The 17,266-nt window shown below is 69.1% G+C and carries 16 protein-coding genes and 2 pseudogenes; 9 read left to right on the top strand and 9 right to left on the bottom strand.

Going from position 1 to position 17,266, the window contains the following annotated elements:
* Window positions 1-28 precede the first annotated feature (28 nt).
* Both AS97_RS10000 and AS97_RS09995 read right to left on the bottom strand, forming a co-directional pair.
* A complete protein-coding gene (locus tag AS97_RS10000; protein ID WP_210564727.1) occupies window positions 29-1,399 on the bottom strand; it encodes an APC family permease in 1,371 nt (456 codons plus the stop codon).
* The gene (locus tag AS97_RS09995; RefSeq protein ID WP_210567181.1) at window positions 1,396-2,274 is read right to left on the bottom strand and encodes a carbon-nitrogen hydrolase family protein; all 879 of its coding nucleotides are present in this window, start codon (window positions 2,272-2,274) and stop codon (window positions 1,396-1,398) included. Before AS97_RS09995 ends, AS97_RS10000 begins: the two co-directional genes overlap by 4 nt.
* Window positions 2,275-2,468: 194 nt before the next feature.
* On the opposite strand from AS97_RS09995, the gene AS97_RS09990 reads away from it, so the two are divergent.
* From AS97_RS09990 to AS97_RS09980, 4 genes and pseudogenes are all read left to right on the top strand, one after another.
* Window positions 2,469-3,365, top strand: coding sequence for a LysR family transcriptional regulator (locus AS97_RS09990; protein ID WP_210564726.1), 897 nt, complete (start codon window positions 2,469-2,471; stop codon window positions 3,363-3,365).
* 529 nt (window positions 3,366-3,894) lie between these two features.
* Window positions 3,895-4,094, top strand: a pseudogene (locus AS97_RS47155) (methyltransferase); the annotation flags it as partial.
* Window positions 4,082-4,339 (top strand): hypothetical protein, encoded by a 258-nt coding sequence (locus tag AS97_RS09985; RefSeq protein WP_210564725.1) that lies wholly within the window; start codon window positions 4,082-4,084, stop codon window positions 4,337-4,339. The pseudogene AS97_RS47155 and the gene AS97_RS09985, both read left to right, overlap by 13 nt.
* A 73-nt stretch (window positions 4,340-4,412) precedes the next feature.
* Window positions 4,413-4,565, top strand: a complete 153-nt coding sequence (locus tag AS97_RS09980) for a hypothetical protein (protein WP_210564724.1) — start codon at window positions 4,413-4,415, stop codon at window positions 4,563-4,565.
* Window positions 4,566-4,733: 168 nt separating this feature from the next.
* Here AS97_RS09980 and AS97_RS48530 read toward each other — a convergent pair whose 3' ends face one another.
* Complete coding sequence (locus AS97_RS48530; RefSeq protein WP_260613308.1) at window positions 4,734-4,856, bottom strand: hypothetical protein; 123 nt, start codon at window positions 4,854-4,856, stop codon at window positions 4,734-4,736.
* Between the two features lie 169 nt (window positions 4,857-5,025).
* Window positions 5,026-7,029 carry a beta-lactamase family protein gene (locus tag AS97_RS09975; RefSeq protein ID WP_247204308.1) on the bottom strand — a complete coding sequence of 668 codons (2,004 nt, stop codon included), beginning with the start codon at window positions 7,027-7,029 and terminating at the stop codon, window positions 5,026-5,028.
* Window positions 7,030-7,055: 26 nt separating this feature from the next.
* Here AS97_RS09975 and AS97_RS09970 point away from each other — a divergent pair, with 26 nt between their 5' ends.
* Complete coding sequence (locus AS97_RS09970; RefSeq protein WP_197049223.1) at window positions 7,056-7,412, top strand: hypothetical protein; 357 nt, start codon at window positions 7,056-7,058, stop codon at window positions 7,410-7,412.
* Between the two features lie 321 nt (window positions 7,413-7,733).
* Here the strand turns inward: AS97_RS09970 and AS97_RS09965 are convergent, their stop codons facing one another.
* Complete coding sequence (locus AS97_RS09965; protein WP_210564723.1) at window positions 7,734-9,482, bottom strand: FAD-dependent oxidoreductase; 1,749 nt, start codon at window positions 9,480-9,482, stop codon at window positions 7,734-7,736.
* 164 nt (window positions 9,483-9,646) lie between these two features.
* Complete coding sequence (locus AS97_RS09960; protein WP_059147455.1) at window positions 9,647-10,972, bottom strand: MFS transporter; 1,326 nt, start codon at window positions 10,970-10,972, stop codon at window positions 9,647-9,649.
* Between the two features lie 220 nt (window positions 10,973-11,192).
* Between AS97_RS09960 and AS97_RS09955 the strand changes: the two genes are divergently transcribed.
* Entirely contained in the window at window positions 11,193-12,047 is an 855-nt protein-coding gene (locus AS97_RS09955; RefSeq protein ID WP_185929989.1) for a sugar phosphate isomerase/epimerase, read from the top strand.
* Window positions 12,047-12,814, top strand: coding sequence for an SDR family NAD(P)-dependent oxidoreductase (locus AS97_RS09950; RefSeq protein WP_059147457.1), 768 nt, complete (start codon window positions 12,047-12,049; stop codon window positions 12,812-12,814). Before AS97_RS09955 ends, AS97_RS09950 begins: the two co-directional genes overlap by 1 nt.
* 11 nt (window positions 12,815-12,825) lie before the next feature.
* Here AS97_RS09950 and AS97_RS09945 read toward each other — a convergent pair whose 3' ends face one another.
* Window positions 12,826-13,827, bottom strand: a complete 1,002-nt coding sequence (locus AS97_RS09945) for a LacI family DNA-binding transcriptional regulator (RefSeq protein WP_063804984.1) — start codon at window positions 13,825-13,827, stop codon at window positions 12,826-12,828.
* A 222-nt stretch (window positions 13,828-14,049) separates the two neighbouring features.
* Here AS97_RS09945 and AS97_RS09940 point away from each other — a divergent pair, with 222 nt between their 5' ends.
* The gene (locus tag AS97_RS09940; RefSeq protein WP_156107774.1) at window positions 14,050-14,190 is read left to right on the top strand and encodes a hypothetical protein; all 141 of its coding nucleotides are present in this window, start codon (window positions 14,050-14,052) and stop codon (window positions 14,188-14,190) included.
* A gap of 264 nt (window positions 14,191-14,454) precedes the next feature.
* Window positions 14,455-15,210: pseudogene (locus AS97_RS09935) on the top strand (LLM class flavin-dependent oxidoreductase); the annotation flags it as partial.
* Window positions 15,211-15,340: 130 nt separating this feature from the next.
* On the opposite strand, the gene murQ reads toward AS97_RS09935, so the two are convergent.
* Complete coding sequence (gene murQ / locus AS97_RS09930) at window positions 15,341-16,237, bottom strand: N-acetylmuramic acid 6-phosphate etherase (RefSeq protein WP_059147460.1); 897 nt, start codon at window positions 16,235-16,237, stop codon at window positions 15,341-15,343.
* Window positions 16,238-16,281: 44 nt separating this feature from the next.
* The gene (locus tag AS97_RS09925) at window positions 16,282-17,232 is read right to left on the bottom strand and encodes a MurR/RpiR family transcriptional regulator (protein WP_059147461.1); all 951 of its coding nucleotides are present in this window, start codon (window positions 17,230-17,232) and stop codon (window positions 16,282-16,284) included.
* Between the last annotated feature and the right edge of the window lie 34 nt (window positions 17,233-17,266).

Raw genomic sequence — 17,266 nt, 5'->3', positions numbered from 1 at the left:
TGTCGATGTGGACGTCGAGGCGGGGGAGCTACGCGGTGACTGCGTCCGTGGCCGCGGTGTCGTCGTCGAAGGTCATCTCCGGTGCGGGCCGGCGGAAGCCCTTGGTCAGGACGGCCAGGTAGACGCCGCCGATCGCCAGCCAGACGCCGCCGATCTGGAGTGCGACGTGACCGAGCTTTGTGAGCAGGTAGAGGGAAACGCCGGCGCCGATGGCCGGCATCACCAGGTACGAGAAGAGGTTGGGGGTGCGGCCGTGACTGCGCTCTTGGACCAGGTGGGCGATCACGCAGACGTTCACCAGGGTGAAGCCGAGGAAGGCGCCGAAGTTGATGAATGAGGTGGCTGTGGTCAGGTCGAGTTTCATGGCGATGACACCTGCGGCCGCGGTCAGCAGCAGGTTCAAGACGGGCGTGCCGGTCTTCCTCGACAGGTTGCCGAAGACGGCCTTGGGCAGTGCGCCGTCGCGTCCCATGACGTACATGAGGCGGGCGGCGGAGGCTTGCAGGGCGATGCAGGAGGCGATGGATCCGGCGATGGTGACGAAGTTGATGATCTCGGCGTACGTCTCGCCGCCGACCTGGACCTTCAGGTGGTAGGCGGCCGCGTCGACGTCGGCGAACGTCGCGCCGGGGTGGACCAGTTGCATCACGAAGGACAGCACGATGAAGATCGCTCCGGCGGCAATGACGCAGCCGATGATGCCGCGGCCGATCGTCCTCGCCCCGCCCCTGACCTCCTCGCCCAGCGTGGAGACGGCGTCGAAGCCGAGGAAGGAGTACGCGGCGATGGCAGCGGCCGCAGTGACCGCGCTGATCGAAGTCCCGGAGTTCCACAGGGCGTCCGTGGCGGGAGCGGATGAGCCGTGCTTGCCGAGGAAGACGACACACAGGGTGGCGAAGAGGACCAGCGACCCCAGAGCGATGAACATCAGGACCTTGTTGACGCGGTCCGCGAGCTTCATGCCGAAGACGTTGATGGCGGTGGTGACGCCCACCGAGACGATCAGCCAGACCCACTTGGGTATGTCAGGGAACTGGGCGTTGAAGTAGATCGCCGTAATCAGCCAGCCGACCATCGGGATGAAGAAGTAGTCGAGCAGCATCGCCCAGCCGGACAGGAAACCGATGCGGCTGTCGAGCATCTTGCGGGCGTAGGTGTAGACCGACCCCGCGCCGGGCACGGCGCGTGCCATCTTCGCGTAGCTCAGCCCGGTGAGCAGCATCGCGAGGGTGGCGATGGCGAACGCGGTCGGGGCCGCGCCGCCGCTGGTGGCGGCGACCACGCCGAAGATCGTGACGACGATGCCGGGGGAGATGTAGGCCAGGCCGAACAGGACGACGGAGAGGAGGCTCAGGTCGCCCTTCAGCCTCATGGTGTTCCCTGTGGTCTCGCTGTTCATCGTGGTGGCTCCTCGGTGGTGTGGGCGGGGTTCCAGGTGGCGGGGTCGATGCGGCCCCCGTAGAGCGGGAGCTCGATGGCTGGGTCGCCGGGGCGGAATTGGTCCCAGATCCGGTTGAGGCCGGCGGTGCCGTAGTGGCGGATGTTGCTGACCTCGTCGAGGTCGATCACGTCGGTGAGGGTGGAGTTGCCGGCATCGACGGTTTCGGCGCGCACTGTGCCCTGTGGATCGATGACGAGGCTGCGGCCGGTCCCGGATGGGGCAGCGGAATTGACGCTGGCGACGAAGACCTGATTGGTGATGGCGTTGGCGCGGTTGAGGACGACTTCCTGCGCGCGGTCGCTCGTCGACGTGCGGACCACGTTGACGATCAGCTCTGCGCCCATCCAGGCCAGATGGCGGGAGATCTCCGGGAACCAGGTGTCGTAGCAGATGGACAGTCCGATGCGGCCGACCCCGGCGAGGTCGACGACCTCGAACCGGTCGCCGGGGGTGGTCGTCTCGTACGGGCGCCACGGGCAGATCTTGCGGTACGCGGCGAGGCGCTCACCCTGTGGTGAATAGACCGGTGCCGTGTTGTGGACGCGGTCGCCGGTGCCTCGTTCGTAGACGCTGCCGGGTACAAGCCAGATGCCCAGATCACCCGCGAGCTCGGCGAAGGCCGCATCGCGTTTGCCGTCGAGCGGCTCGCCCTCCTCCTCCGGGGCGGCCGGGACGCCGGGGGCGCTCTCGCCGAGGTGCAGTTCGGGGTAGACGACGAGGGCGCCGGGTGCGTGCGGTTTCACGCGCCGCTCCACGTCGGCGGCAAAGCCAGCGAGGTCGTCGGCCGGGCGGCCGGGTGCCTGGGCGAGGATCAGGGGCAGGGGGCGGGCCATGCGGGAACCAGCCAATCGAAAGAATGGTTGTACCAGGAGAAGTCGACGGAGATTCGGGTGTCGATAACCGCAAATTCCGGTGGGACAAGAATGCAGCCAGTCAGCCATAGCCTCAAATACTTGGCAGGGCTGATTGCCATGCCTTTGAGGCATGATGGTGTCATGTCCCCTCCGTCTCCCGAAGGATCACCGCTATGGAACTCCGAGTGCTGCGCTACTTCCTGACCATCGTGGAGACCGGTTCCGTCACCAAGGCTGCCGAGGTGGTCCGCGTCGCTCAGCCCTCGCTGTCGCGCCAACTGCGCGGCCTGGAAGGGACCTTGGGGCTGACGCTCTTCGACCGCGGCGGCAAGCAGATGGTCCTGACGGCGGCCGGTCGGCGCTTCCTTCCCCTGGCCCGCGACCTGGTCGCCCGCGCGGACACCGCCGAGGCCGCAGTCGGTGCGCTGGCTGCCGGTTGTGCCATGCGGATCACCGTGGCGGCGCCGCCCACCACCATCACCGACGTGATCGCGCCGTTCCTGGCCACCTGGGGGCCGGAGGATCCGCTCGTCACCGTGCAGGCGGAGAGTCCGGCACATGCGTACCAGGCCCTTGCGGGGGGCGCCGATGTGGCCATCTCCTCGGCACCTTCGAGGCGCCGTTTCGCCGGGCTCCCGGTGGCCCGACTGCCGCTGTGGGCCTACGTCCGTGCCGACCATGCCTGGGCGTACCGGGACTGCGTCACCATCAGGGAACTTGCCGCGGAGCCCCTCATCGTCCTCACCTCGGCGCACAGCACCCGCCGCATCCTGGACCATGCCGTGCAGAATGCGGACGTCTTGTACGATATCGTACTCGAATGCGACACCCCGCACGTCGCACAGGCCATGGCGGCTTCGGGCCATGGTGTCGCGGTGGTCTCCGACGATCCCCGCTTCGACCTGCACCCGCTGCTGATCCTCGACGGCACGGGCGAACCGCTGCAGATCCACCTGCACGCGGCGTGGGACGCCGGCCACTATGCGCTGCGCAGCATCGAGGCATTCGCGGCCGGGTTGTCACGCTTTTGTGTCGAGCGGTACGGGCCACAGGTCGCCGCCCGCCTATGAACTGCAGCGACGACTACAGACCACGGCCCTCACCACGACGCGAGGCATGACCGCACGCCGACCCGACGGCCGACAGGCCAAGGAGAGCTGGAGGTATGCCTGGCAGGCCTGACCCGACCGGGCAGGCATGGGCCGGTGGCCCGGTGCGTCCCACCATGCGGCGATATCCCGCATCAGCTGCCAGCCCGAGACGACTGGCGCAGCAGCTCGCGGGCCGCAGCATGTGCCTGTCATGACGTGGCGACGGCGACCGCGGCGTGAGCGCTCACGACACGGCTGACGGGCGGCGCCTGGGCCACGTCACCCACGCGGGCAGAGGTGGCGTCGACCCGGCCTTCAGGGTCGGGAGCGGTGCTGAGGCGGGCGCTGGATCCGCGGCCGGTGCCGACGAGCGCGCCGTCCGGTCTGTGCTGCGGGCGGGCGCAATCCGGCCCCGTTCCACAGGACGGCGGCGACGGCCGAGGTGGCGATCAGGACCGCACCATCAGGCCGCCGCCCCCCACACGGCCAAGCTGCTGCGATCGACGTCGCCGCGCATCTCGGGCCCGGCGGTGAGGGATGGTTGATCCTGTCCGGCCTCGTCGAGCACCTCGGTCTCCGCTCTCGGACCGGGGTGCTCGAGTGTTCGACGAGGCCGGACTGAGAGTCACCGGCCGCCATGACGTACGGCCGGATCACCCTCGCGCTCACGACCCCGCCGACCCGCTGCACGTCGCGTGGAATGCGTAGGCTGCGCGGCCACCGAGCTCACCGCCCAGGTTCTGCAGTACCACTCCGTCCTCGCCCTGGGCGGAGCCGAGGCGCTGATGGCACGAAACCACTGGTCCCACGCATCGGCCGCCCAGGCCCTCGACCGTGCGGCACACCCGGCCTTGGGGGTCCTTCTGACCATGGGTGACGTCGAACGCGACGTCCCGGTGCCGCTGACCCTCCTGCGTCCTTCCATCTCGCTGGGGGGTGCCGGCAGGAGTTGAGCAGCGGGATCTTCCGTTGCTGGGAGACACCCGGCGCTGTTTTCCCCGCATCGGCCGTTACTGCGGTGTTGCCATGCTGTGGCACGACCCGACCAAGGTCGGCAACTACGACGAGGGCATCCGCATCCCCGAGCCCGTGTACCAGCGTCTCGACGCCCGCCGAACCAAGACACTCCAGCTCTTCGAGAAGCTGGCTCCGATCCCGATGAGATCTTCAGCAACATGACGCTGCTGACGCACGCGATCGATGTCGAGGGGACTGATGCACGAGCTGCGGGCGTACTTCGTGCAGCGCTACGGGGCCAGCGCGGCCCCCGCCCCGGACGCCCGGAAGCGGGAGCGCCTGTGGCGGCGGGGGCCGTGCCGGCGGCCCAGCAGGTACGCGAGCGGGTGCTCAGCTGGTGCTCAGCGACGCGTCGTCGATGACGAACGACGTCTGGGGCGAGGAGTCCTCCGTCCCGGAGAAGCGCAGCGTGACGGTCTGCCCGGCGTACGCCGACAGGTCGAAGGTGCGCAAGGTGAAGCCGGGCGCGGCGTCGGTGTTGGCCCAGGTGGCCAGCGGATGCGCGTGCCGGAGGAGTCCAGCACGGCGGTGGTCATCGTGTCGTGGGCGCCGGCTTGCGTCTCCGCGGTGTCGATGTGCAGGTAGAAGGCCAGGTGGGCGTGGGTGCAGTCGGCCGGGATCGTCACCTTCCGTGCGAGCCTGTCGGTGTGCGTGGTGCCGAAGCCGTCGATCCAGGCCAACCATTCGCCGCTGTGCGGCACTTCCCCCGCTTGTTGGACACGACCTTGTCGTCCGCCGTCCACGGCGACGCTGTCCCGGTCTCGAAGCCTCCGTTGCCGAGCAGCTGGCCGGCCGTGCACGTCCCGCCGCCCCTGTCGCCTCCGCCGGTGGCGGGCAGCTTGTACGCCTGCGCGGCCGCCGCCGACCAGCCGAACTCGTTGTTGTCGCTGAAGTAGTAGTAGGTGGCGCCGTTGGGCAGCATCGCCGCGGTGATGCCGCCGAAGCCGGACATGAACGGCACGTACACCGGGCTGGTGAACACCGGGTTGTCCGCCGAGGTGAACTGCCGGGCCCACAGGCCGTACTGGTAGTGGTAGGTCTTGCCGGTCGTGTCGGCGGGCGTGGTGATGCCGCGGTTCGCCGGGTTTTGCTGCATCGCGTCGGCGAGCATCGTCGGGTCGAGCATCTGCACGCCGCCGATCTTCCCGCCGTCGGCGTTCAGGAACCGGCTGACCTTGGCGATGTCGTCCTGCGTGTAGAACAGGCCGTACCCGCCGAACGGCTGCCCGGTGGCGCTGTTGCCGGTGCGCTCGGTGGTGAGCACGTTCGGGCTCAGGTGCAGCGGGACCAGCACCTGGTCGCGGATCCAGCGGTAGATGTCGCTGCCGGCGCCGGCCTTGGACACCAGGTAGTTCTGCATCGCCCGGGCCAGCACGAAGGTGTCGGAGGAGTGGTAGACCCACTTCGTGCCGGGCGCGGCGGAGTGCGGGAAGGCCAGCGCGGCGGTCATCTTCGGCCCGTACGCCTCGGCGTCGAAGAACGCCGTCATGCCGCTGCCGGACTCGTCGGACTCGAAGCCGCTGGAGGAGTAGTTGCCGGTGGCCATGTTCGCGGTGTCCTGGAACGTGACGCCGGTCCAGGCGGAGGTGTCCGCCTCGCTGACCCAGTCGCGGATCAGCTGCGACGGCACGGACGAACCGTAGACCTGAGTCAGCCGCATCAGCACGATGCCGGCGAACATCGTCTTGGCCAGCGAGAACGACGGCAGCACCATCTGGTTGCAGTACGGGTACGCGCCCTGCCGGGTCTTACACGCGCCGACGTAGTTCACTCCGCCGTAGGACACGCCGTACGTACTCAGCGCCGAGGCGGTGGTGCCGCTGCCGAACGCGCTGGTGTCGATCCCGGCGTTCGGGTAGTCGGTGCTCAGCGCGCTGATCGGCTTGGCCGGGATGCGGTCGGCGACCTCGGCGGCGTACGCGTTCTTCAGGTCGGTGTCACCGGTCACGGTGTGCCGGGAGTAGGTCGCGTCGACCTGGCCCCACATGTCGAACTGGAAGTATGCGCACGTCTCGTGCGTGATCTGGTAGCGGACCTGGGAGATCTTGCTGTCGTCGAAGAGGAAGGTCAGCAGGCCGTTGTGCACGCAGTTGGCGTTGCGCTCGACCAGCGCGAAGGGCAGCGAGGCGCGGGTGCGGCCGCCGTCGCCGTTCTCGTTCCAGGCGCGGCCGCCCTCGACGATCAGGTTCCAGTACGCGCTCCCGGTGATCTGCAGGCCGCGGACGGCAGGGATGACGTGGCTGCCGTTCTGCACGAGGTCGATGCTCACCGGCGGCAGGTGTTTGAGCGCGGCGGTGTCCGCGTAGTCGTAGGTGTCCTTGACGGTGCTGAAGCCGCGTGCGGTGGCCACGCCGTTGAGCGTCAGGGTGCCCTCGAAGGTGTGCGTCGGGGCGGCGGCCGCCGCGGGCAGCGCGAAGGCGTCGTTGGTGACGGTGCCGGTGGCCGTGCCACGGGTCAGGTCGGCAGCGGTCAGCACCGACCTGGTCACGGCACCGCTGCCGGTGAGCGGATCACCGGGTACGGCGGACGCGGGTCTCGCCGCCAGCGGTGACAACGGCACGAGGGCCAGGGCCAGCACGAGGACGGTCAACACGGCCCAGCCGGGCCGGGCGTACAAGAGGGGCACGGTGAACTCCTCGGAAACGCGCAGGGATGATGCCCGCATTCTGGGGACGCGCGGTGCTGCCGTCGAAGACCAATTGGGGTTCGACGGCATGCCTCGAAGGCATCAGCAGGGGTCAGAGGCCATGGGGTGCGCAACCGCCGCTGGTGGACAGCCAGCAGCCGGGCGAGGAACTCGGCGGTGTGGCGCGGGACGTCGAGCGTGGCAACACCGGTGCCGTACGCCCATCAGGCGTCATCGGCCGTGACACACCAGCACTCCGCGGAGAAACGCAGAACACGCAGCAGCGTCGTGATGGAGACACCGTCGCCATCCTGCAGGACGGCGGGCGTCAGATCGTCGTCCTGCAGGACAGTGGTGCCCCGGGCGCCGCGCTAAGCCGATAGGTCTCGGCCGGGCCCTATCCGGGGGTGTGTTCGGTGTCAGGTCACCATCGGTACCAGCGGCCGCGGCCGCCGTCCGCGTTGGTGGAGCGCATCACGAAGCCGAGCAGCCCACTCGGGCTGTTACCGGGAGGGTGAGTGCCCCGTTTGGCGCGGTGTCCGAAGACAGAGCAAAGGCTCCTTGTGACGGCGGCCCCCGTAGCCGAGAGCGTATGACCTCTCCTCCGGCAGCACCTGGTCTCTACGAACTCACATCCCTATCTTGTCCAGCTACACGTGCGCCGCCGGAGCTCACTGAACGTCGAGGATGGCAGTCGTGACACGTCAGCTGGCCTGGGTGCGGGTCTCATAGACGGAGGTGTCCGCGGCATGCCGGGCGGCGATGTAGCCGAAGGTCATGGCGGGTCCGATGTTGATGCCGCCGGAGGGGTAGTGGCCGCCCATCACGTTGGCCTGGTCGCAGCCGACGGCGTAGAGGTTGGGGATGGCCTCGCCGTTCGCGTTGAGCACGCGCGCGTGGGCATCGGTCTTCAGGCCCGCGAAGGTGCCGAAGCTCCCGGGGAGCACCTTGATCGCGTAAAAGGGGCCCTGGTCCAGGGGAGCCAGTGAGGGATTTGGGCCGTGGGCGTAGTCCCCCGAACTGCGGTTGAACGGGGTGGTGCCGCGGTGGAAGACGGGGTCCTCTCCAGCGCGGGCGTGCCGGTTGAACTCCTCGACGGTGCGACGCAGTTGGACCGGGTCGATGCCGCAGGCGTGCGCGAGTTCTTCCAAAGTGCGCCCCCGCTTCATGTAGCCGTTGCGCAGGTAGGGCCAGGATGGGACCGGGAATGGCTTGGCCATGCCGAAGGGGTATCGGCGTTGGAATCGGTGGTCACAGATGAGCCAGGAGACGGTTTCCTCTCCGGGCGGGGTCGCGTCGATCATGGCGGTTACGTAGTCGTAGTAGCCGTTGGCCTCGTTGACGAAGCGCCGGCCGTCGCGCATCACTGCGATCAGGCCGGGCTTTCCGCGATCGACGATGTGGGGGAACGTGCCGGTGCGGCCGTTCGGCAGCCGGATCAGGGAGACCGGGCACCAAGCGGCGGGGGAGGCGCCAGAAGCGTCGAGGACGCCGCCCGCCTCCTCGGCAAGGCGGATGCCGTCACCGGTGGTCGCTGCAGGGGCGAGCGTCTGATGGTTCACGCCGGTGCCTTTGGGGAAGAGGTCGCGGCGTCGCTCCCCGTCGTGGGGGAAGCCGCCGGTCGCCAGGACGGTTCCGCGGCGGGCGCGGATGGCGACCTCGCCCTGGGGGGTGGAGACCACGGCGCCGTGTACCTCGGTTCCCTCGGTGAGCAGGCGTGTGGCAGGGGCGTTCACGTAGAGCTTCACGCCCAGGTCGTCTGCGGACTTCGCCAGCCGGGCGATGAGAGCGGGCCCGTTGACCAATTGTGTTCCGCGTCGGTGTGTGACCAGGTCCAGGACGTGGAAGGCGACGCGCCAGGCGGCGTGGAGGAAGCCCTTGAGTGAAGTGGTGGCGTGCAGGAAGTGCTGCAGATCGGACCCGGCCATGATGCCCATGCCAAGGAAGGAAGTCTCGTACATCTGCGGCCGTAGTTTGCGGCGCAGGGACCTGCTCAGGCGGCGGGCGTTGATCGGCTTGGGACCCACCTGGCGGCCGCCGGTGCTCGCACCGGGCTGCCCTGCCTGGATATCGGCGATCTTGGCTCCGTTGACGAACCGCAGGCTGGTGCGATTGTGGAAGAAACCGACCATGTGGGGGGCGGCCTCGAGGAAGGCGTTCACCCTCGCCTCGTCGAAGTCCTCGCCCAGCACGTTCTTCAGATAGGTACGTGGCTGGTCGATGTCCTCGGTCAAGCCATCGGCCTGGGCGAGGGGGTGGCGCGGGGTCCACATCCAGCCGCCGGACCAGGCGGTGGCGCCGCCACAGACCGGGTCCTTCTCAACCACGACCACGTTCAGACCGTGCCAGGCAGCGGTCACCGCGGCCGAAAGGCCGCCGGCGCCCGACCCGATCACCAGCAGATCGCAGTCCAGTTGCCTTGCTGCTCCTTCCTGGTGACGTGCGTGGGTCATGGCATTCGCGCTCATTGCGTACTCTCCTACCCGCCGGGGTGTTTCTTCGGCGTATTGCTTGCTCGTCTTGCCTACGACGTCGGCCCGAAGCGGGCGGCCACGCCGACAGCGGCCGGCGTGTCCCAGTTGCCGCCGGTCACGCGGACGTCACCGTGCCGGTGGGGTCATGCCGGTGTCTGTCCTCGGTTTTTCGAACCTGCCGAGGTCCATCGGTAGGCGAACAGGCCGGTGACCAAGGCACTGAGGGCGAGGCCACTGAGGAGCAGCGCTACACCGAGCCAGTCACCGTCGTGCCCGGCGAGAGCGGTGGCGACCAGGGGGATGAAACCGCCGACCGCCCCGGCCAGGGCGTAGCCGAATCCGGCGCCGCTGTAGCGTACGGAGATGTCGAACATGCCGGTGAACCAGGTCTGTTGCACCGCGGTCGAGATGTTGTGGCCCAGGTTGATCAAGGCGAAGAAGGCCAGCGTCATCAGCGCCAGCGAACCCGAGCGCAGGGCCAGGAAGAAGGGGATCGCAGCCGCGGTGGCGCAGAGCGGGCCGGCGATGTAGAACCAGCGGACGCCCACCCGGTCGGCAAGCTTGCCGTAGGCCGGGGTGAGGAGCGAGGCGAGAACCAGCGCGATCATCGACGCGGTCAGCACGGTGCTCGTCGGGTGTTCGGTGTAGTTCTCGACGTAGACGAGGGAGAAGGTGAAGGCGATGTAGAAGCAGCCCTGGTCGACGAGGCGCATGCCGATCACCGCGAGGATCTGCAGCGGAGAGGTCTTCAGCGCGACCCACAGCGGTGCCTTGGTCCGCTGTCGCTGCTCTTTGAGTTCGGTGAATTCGGTGGACTCCGCCACGCCCGTGCGGATGAGCAGGCCGATGGCGGCGAAGGCGAGGCTGATCAGGAAGGGGATCCGCCATCCCCAGGCCTCGAACTGGGTCTGCGTGGTCAGGGCCTGCATCAGTGAGAAAATGGCCGTGCCGAGCAGCAGACCGATGAATGAACCGACCTGGACGCCGCTGGCCAGGAAGTTCTTCTTCCCCTGCGGTGCGCTCTCCACGGCCATCAGCGCGGCGCCACCCCACTCGCCGCCGACCGCGATGCCCTGCACGGCTCGTAGTAGCACCAGACAGACGGGGGCTGCTGCGCCGATCACCGAGTATGTGGGCAGTGCGCCGATCGCGGCACTGGCCAGCCCCATGATCAGCACGGTCAGGAATAGCATCTGTCGACGTCCGACGCGGTCACCGAAGTGACCGAAGATGGCGCCGCCCAGGGGTCGGAAGACGAAGCCGACGGCGAAGGAGCCCATCGAGGCGAGAAGGCCGACGAACTGGTCGTGCGACGGGAAGTACTGCGGGCCGAAGACCGTCGCGGCGGCGATGCCGTAGAGGAAGAAGTCGTACCAGTCGATCACGGCACCGGCCATGCTGGCGGCCGCCCGGCGCCGGGACGAGGCGCCGGGGGAGGGGGCGTGCGGCCTGGGTATGGAGGCGGTCACTGCCGTCTCCACGGGCCATGCGTGAGAGTCGCTGCTGTGGCGCATCGTTGCTCCAAACCTGGGCGGCCATCGATCACTGCGCGGGCCGTGGGGGAGTCGAGGTCCTGCTGCGGCAGGAAGTCATTGACACAGAATGACTACGTATTCATTCTGGTCGGGTCAGCGTAGGAACGTCTTCTGCGCCGCGTCAATACCCACACGCGATTGGTGGTTCAACCACGTGAACGTCACGTTCGGACTCGCTCACCTGTCGGCCCTGCATCTGGCACCGCCCGCACTGGTCACGGCGGCAGCTGAGGCAGGGTTCGCCTCGGTCGGGGTGCGGGTCTTCCCCGCCACCGCAGGGGAGACCCGCTACCCGCTCTCGCCAGGCACGCCGATGACGGCCGAGACAGTCAGGCGGTGCCGCGCCACCGGAGTCTCTGTCCTGGACGTCGAGGTCTTCACGCTCGACGGGGCCCGCGGACCCGCCGACTGGATGCCCGCACTGGAGACGGGGGCGGAGCTCGGCGCGCGCATCCTGAACGTCATCGGCGGAGATCCTGATCGATCTCGGCTGCGGGAGTCGCTGGCTGCGTTGGTGGCAGACGCGTCTCCCTTCGGCATACGTCCCTGCCTCGAACCGATCTCCTACCAGTACGTCGACACGCTCGCCGACGCCGCGGGGCTGGCTGAGGAGACCGCGGCGGGAATCATGCTCGATGTCCTGCACTTCGTGCGGGCGGGCGGCTCTGTCGCCGACCTCGAAGCGCTGCCCGCCGGCATCGTCGAGGTCATCCAGCTCTGCGACGGCCCGTCCGCGGTCCCGGATCTGCCCACACCGACGGAACTACCGCTGGGGCAGAGCCTTGACGGCTCACCGCGCCAGATCGAATCCCGCTCACACCGCCTGGCGCCGGGAGCCGGCGCGTTCCCCTTGGCCGAGATCCTTTGCGCCCTGCCGGGTGTGCCGATCAGCGTCGAGGTTCCCGACGTCGCCAAGGCCGCTCGCGAGGGGACGAGCGCCCATCTCGCGGCACTGCACCTGGCCACCACCACACTGCTGACCTCCATCGACACCGCAGGAGTCCGCTGATGACCGACCTCGTCGACACCACCCCGACCACCACCGGCCACTGGCCGGGCCGATACCGCGACCAGGTCATCCTGGTCACCGGAGCCGCAGGAGGACTCGCCGCACCCACCTGCCGGCGCCTTGCGCGGGAGGGCGCCACGGTGATCTGTACCGATGTGACAGCCGGCGGCGACGGCTCATCTCCCGAGGCATGCCTGAGCCTGGACGTCACCGACCCGGAGGCATGGTCCCGCGTTGTCACCGACATCTTGAACGCACACGGTCGGCTCGACGGCGCGCTGTTCGCCCACGGGGTGCAAGGGCCCGAAACACCCATCGACCAGACACCGCGGGATGGCTGGCAGCGTACCCTCGCCATTAACCTCGACGGATGCCTGCACGGCTTCGCTGCGGCTCTGCCACCCATGCGCGAACGCGGCTACGGACGCGTGACCATCCTGTCCTCGATCGCCGGGCGGGAAGGCAACCCGCACCAAGCGGCCTACTCCGCGTCGAAGGCGGCGGTCATCTCCCTGGTCAAGACCGCGGCCAAGGAGTACGCCCGCGACGGTGTCACCGTCAACGCCGTCGCACCCTCGATGATGCGGACCCGGATGCTGGACGACCTCAGCGCCGAACGCAACGCTGCACTGCTCGCCCGGGTGCCGATGGGGCGGGTCGGCACACCCGAGGAATTCGCCGCGCTCGCGACCTGGCTGCTCTCATCCGAGGCCAGCTACACCACAGGGCAGACCCTCGACCTCAGCGGCGGCCGCAACACTGCATGATTCCTGCTCGCTCACGCCGGTGCGGCGGTCGTGCCGCGCTCGACCAGCCGCACCGGGAAGACCGTCTGGGAAACCTTGCTGTCCGCCCGATCATCGAGCCGGTCGATCAGCACGTCCACCGCCTTCGCCGCCATCTCCGTGAACGGCTGATGCACCGTGGTGAGGTTGATCATCGACCAACGAGCCGGCTCCGAGTCGTCGAATCCGACCACGGACAGCTCCTCGGGAACGCGGATGCCGAGTTGGGATGCCGCGTCCAGCACCGCGAACGCGAAAGAGTCCGTCGAGCAGAAGACCGCAGTCGGCCGCGGCTCCATCGCCAACAACGAGCGGGCCATCTCCATACCGCTCGCGTGACTGATCGATCCCCGTCGCACACACTCTTCAGGCAGGTCCAGGCCTCGCGCCCGGAGCGCGTCCCGCATGCCGTCCTCACGGTCACGGCCATTGCTCACGGTGCGCCGGACCGACACCAGCGCGATCCTGCGGTGTCCGAGTCCGACCAGGTGATCCGCGACCAGTTCGCCGCCCGCACGGTCGTCGCTCATGACCATGTCCGCCCGGAGTCCGGAGACACCGCGGCTCAGCAGCACCATCGGCGTCTCACGGGCCGCGACTCGGGCCACCGTCGGCGAGTCGTCCGTGGCCGACATGAAGATCAGTCCGTCGACGATCGTCTCGTTCAGGACATCTACAGCGTCCACGTCCTGGGCTTCTTCGGGATCACGGATCAGAGCCATGCGGTAGCCGCGGGCCGCTGACCGCTCCTGCATCGCCGCGATCGCGGGCGGGTACAGGGGACTCCTGAAGTCGGCCACGACGATGCCGAGCGCCTTCGCCCGACGGGTGACCAGCATCCGGGCGGCGAGATCCGGGCGATACCCCAACGCCTGCGCCGCCTCCACAACCCGCTGACGAGTCTTCTCGGTCACCGAGGGATGGCCGCGCAACGCCCGCGACACCGTGGCTTGCGAGAGCCCCAGATGTCGCGCCAGATCGACACTCGTCACCATGCCCAGAGAATACGTGAACTGCCCTGCAGGGCCCCGCCACGGAGCATAGCTGCGGACCGGCTCGGACCAGGTGGGCAGGGAACGCCGGCGGTGACCGGCTTCATAACGGTGGTGAGCATGCGCAGCAGGTAGCCGGGATCCCATACGGCCGCTCCGCTGGACCACCTCAGCATTGCCGCGACCGCCTTGTCGAAGGCGGCGAAGGACGCACCGTCGCCCCTGATGAGATTGATGGAGACCCAGGACTTCGACAGCCAGGCCGATCGCCGCGGGTTCGACGAGGGCGTGGTAGCCGCGCAGCACCCCGGTGGGCTCAATCTCCTGGCACCGGGACAGGCTCCCCTCGGCAGGTGTGTCGTCTGAGGGAGGCTCCAGCAACGGGGCAACCTGGTTTCGGGCTCTTTCGCGCCCTGACGTCTGGAGCATGAGTCCGCTCGCGCCGTACCGCGGGCCCGCACCACCCCTGCCCCGCTCGCCCGGCTGCTCGACTCCCGGAGGCTGTCCGTGTCCCTGCCTCCCGAGGTCTTGGCCAGCCGGGCCCGGATCCTGGACACCCTGGCCCGGCTCAGCCCGGCCGCCGCCCGCTGACCCCCTGCCCCGCGCGACCGCGACGCCGACCCGGAATTCGTAGCCCGCAGTGCCCGGGAGAACGAGGAGGACGGGCTGGACAGCGCCCTCGTCGTGCAGTCGAGCTCCTGGCCGGACCCCTGGCTGGTGGCCTCCTGGGCACTGGCGGCCACCAGCAGGCTCCGCATGGTGGTGGCCCACCGGGTGGGCACCCCTACGCCCACCGCGGCCGCTTGCTCTCTGGCCACCCTGGACCGGCTCTCCGGCGGGCGGGCCGCCGCCCACGTCATCGTCGGCTCCAGCGACGCCGACGTGGCACGCGACGGCGACACCCTCGGCGAAGCGGACCGCTACCGCCGGGCCGGGGAAGCGGTCCGACTACCGCCTGGCCTGGTGCAACGCCGAGCCGCTTGCGGAACACGGCCGGAGCCTGCGCATCTGGCGCCATGCCACCACCACCAGCTCTCCGCCTACATCGCCCGCTCCCTGGCCGGCGCGTACGTCGGCTTCCCCGAAACAGTGGCCGCCCGCATCGGCTGGCTACGGGCGGCCGGGGTGAGCATCATCCAGCTCGACATGCCGCTGGAGACCGACCAGGACCGGGAACTGCGCGGAGCCCTCGTCCCCCGGATGCGTGCAGACCACTCTCCGACACCGCCCCGCCATACCGGTGCGGGGTCGCCGGCAGGTGGTCAACGGGATCCTGTGGAAGCGGTCCACGGGGGCGGCCTGGCGGTACCTGCGCGTGGGCGAAATGGGCGTGCGGAGGATGGCCGAGGCGTGAGGCGGCCGCGGCCAGCTACGTTGCACAGGTAATCGGCTCGGGAGCCTTCTGGTGGCGGCGCAGGAGCTCGACGAGCGGCGAAGCGAGGCCCGTCCGGGTCGGTACCTGTGCGGCTGTCAGGCATTCCTGTGCCGACCGTCAGCGTAATGTTCGCACGTGTCGTCAAACCAGGCCGACGGCAGTGCGTGCGTCACCGTGCGCCTCGTCCAGGCGCCGAGCCGCCTCCTCGGCGGTGCAGTGCGCTAGAAGAATGACGATAGCCGTCTTGGCGTGGCCGTCGGCCGCTCGCAGGGCTTCAGCTACGGCATCGGCGTCGGCACCGGTGGCTTCGGCGACCATGCGACGGGTCCGGTCGACCAGCTTGTCGTTGCTGGCCCGCACGTCGACCATGAGGTTTCCGTAGATCTTGCCGATCTGCACCATCGACGCGGTAGAGAGCATGTTGCAGACCATCTTCTCGGCGGTGCCTGCCTTGAGCCGGGTGGATCCGGTGAGGACCTCCGGGCCGGTGGGAACCTCGATGGGGAAGTCGGCGTAGCGGCTGACCAGCGCGTTGCGGTTGCAGGCGACGGACACGGTGACGGCGCCGTTGGCGGCGGCGTGCTTCAGGCCGCCCACGACGTAGGGGGTACGGCCGCTGGCGGAGAGGCCGACGACTGTGTCCCGGTTGTTCACGCCGATCGCCTCGAGGTCGGCGACCGCCCGGGCGGGGTCGTCCTCGGCTCCTTCCACCGCCAGGGCGAAGGCTCCCGGGCCGCCGGAGAGCAGGCCGATGACCCTGTCGGGCGCGGTGCCGAAGGTGGGGGGGCACTCGACGGCGTCGAGCAGACCGATGCGGCCGCTGGTGCCCGCTCCGAGGTAGATCAGCCGTCCGGCTCGGCGCAGCGAAGCGGTGATGGCGTCGACGGCGGCCGCGATGTCCGGCAGAGCGTCTCGGACGGTGAGGGCGACGCTCTGATCCTCGGCGTTCATGACCGACAGGAGTTCCAGGACCGGCATGCGGTCCAGCTGGGCGGTCCGCTCGTTGCGGGTTTCGGTGCCGAGTGTGCTGAGGTCCACAGGGCGGGCTTCCTTTCAGGGCGTGCTGATGAGGCGGACGGAGCTCAGTCGTCACCCTTGGTGCGGCGCTGCGTGTGCGGGCGTCGGTGACCTTGTACGGCCCGGTGGGTCTTCTCCAGGGCCTCGGTCGCCTCGTCGGAGGAACGCTGGGCGACACCGACGAACAGGCAGTCGATGACGGCGAGTTGGGCGATGCGGCTGACGGTCGCGCCGGAGCGGAAGGGGGTTTCCCGAGCGCAGGTCGTCAGCACGAGGTCCGCGCTCCGTGCGAGGGTGGAGCGCGGGGCGTTGGTGAGGGCGATGGTGGTGGCGCCGCGCTCGCCGGCGGCCCGGAGGGGGTCGATGGTGTCCTCCGTCTCCCCGGAGTGGGAGATGGCCACCGCGACGTCACCGGGACCGAGGAGGGCGGTGGCGGTGAGCGCGGCGTGCTGGTCGGTCCACACGAACGCCATGTGGCCGATGCGGTGCAGCTTTTGATGCAGGTCCTGGCCGACGAAGGCGCTCGCGCCGACGCCGAAGATGTCGATGCGCCGGCCCTTCGCCACGGCGTCCACGGCGCGGCTCAGTACGTCGACATCGAGCCCGGACCCGGTGTCCTCCAGCGCTCGCACCTCGGTGTACACGATCTTGTCGATGATGTCCGCGAGGGTGTCCGCGGCGCCGATGTCGGTGCCCGGCACCGGCCGCTCGTTACCCCGAGCACGCTCATGGGCCGCTGCGGCGGCCAGCGCGAGGCGCAACTGCGGGTAGTTGCTCACCCCGACAGCACGGCAGAAGCGCATGACCGTGGCCACCGAAGTGGCGGCCCGCTCGCCGAGCGCGCTGATGGACAGCTCCGACGCCTGCCCGGGGTCGCCGAGGACGGCTTCGGCCACACGCCGTTCCGACGGTGCCAGGGACGGAAGCGCCGCGCGGATGCGCGCCAGAATCCCGGCGGGGGAGGCGTCCTCCGCAAGTCGGCCGGAGGTGCGGGGCGGCGGTTCCTGGCGGGCCATGGTCGTTCCCTCCTTGCTGGGTGGTCCACACGGT

The sequence above is a fragment of the Streptomyces sp. AgN23 genome (genome assembly GCF_001598115.1).
GTDB lineage: Bacteria > Actinomycetota > Actinomycetes > Streptomycetales > Streptomycetaceae > Streptomyces > Streptomyces antimycoticus.
This window is presented reverse-complemented; position numbering and strand designations above follow the sequence as displayed.

Coding starts and splice junctions, on each gene's coding strand:
- AS97_RS09945 (WP_063804984.1), bottom strand. CDS start 13,827: ATGGTGACGAGTGTCGATCTGGCGCGACATCTGGGGCTCTCGCAAGCC.
- AS97_RS09925 (WP_059147461.1), bottom strand. CDS start 17,232: ATGGCCCGCCAGGAACCGCCGCCCCGCACCTCCGGCCGACTTGCGGAG.
- AS97_RS09980 (WP_210564724.1), top strand. CDS start 4,413: ATGCTGTGGCACGACCCGACCAAGGTCGGCAACTACGACGAGGGCATC.
- AS97_RS10000 (WP_210564727.1), bottom strand. CDS start 1,399: ATGAACAGCGAGACCACAGGGAACACCATGAGGCTGAAGGGCGACCTG.
- AS97_RS09950 (WP_059147457.1), top strand. CDS start 12,047: ATGACCGACCTCGTCGACACCACCCCGACCACCACCGGCCACTGGCCG.
- AS97_RS09940 (WP_156107774.1), top strand. CDS start 14,050: ATGAGATTGATGGAGACCCAGGACTTCGACAGCCAGGCCGATCGCCGC.
- AS97_RS09965 (WP_210564723.1), bottom strand. CDS start 9,482: ATGACCCACGCACGTCACCAGGAAGGAGCAGCAAGGCAACTGGACTGC.
- AS97_RS09970 (WP_197049223.1), top strand. CDS start 7,056: ATGATGCCCGCATTCTGGGGACGCGCGGTGCTGCCGTCGAAGACCAAT.
- AS97_RS09990 (WP_210564726.1), top strand. CDS start 2,469: ATGGAACTCCGAGTGCTGCGCTACTTCCTGACCATCGTGGAGACCGGT.
- AS97_RS09995 (WP_210567181.1), bottom strand. CDS start 2,274: ATGGCCCGCCCCCTGCCCCTGATCCTCGCCCAGGCACCCGGCCGCCCG.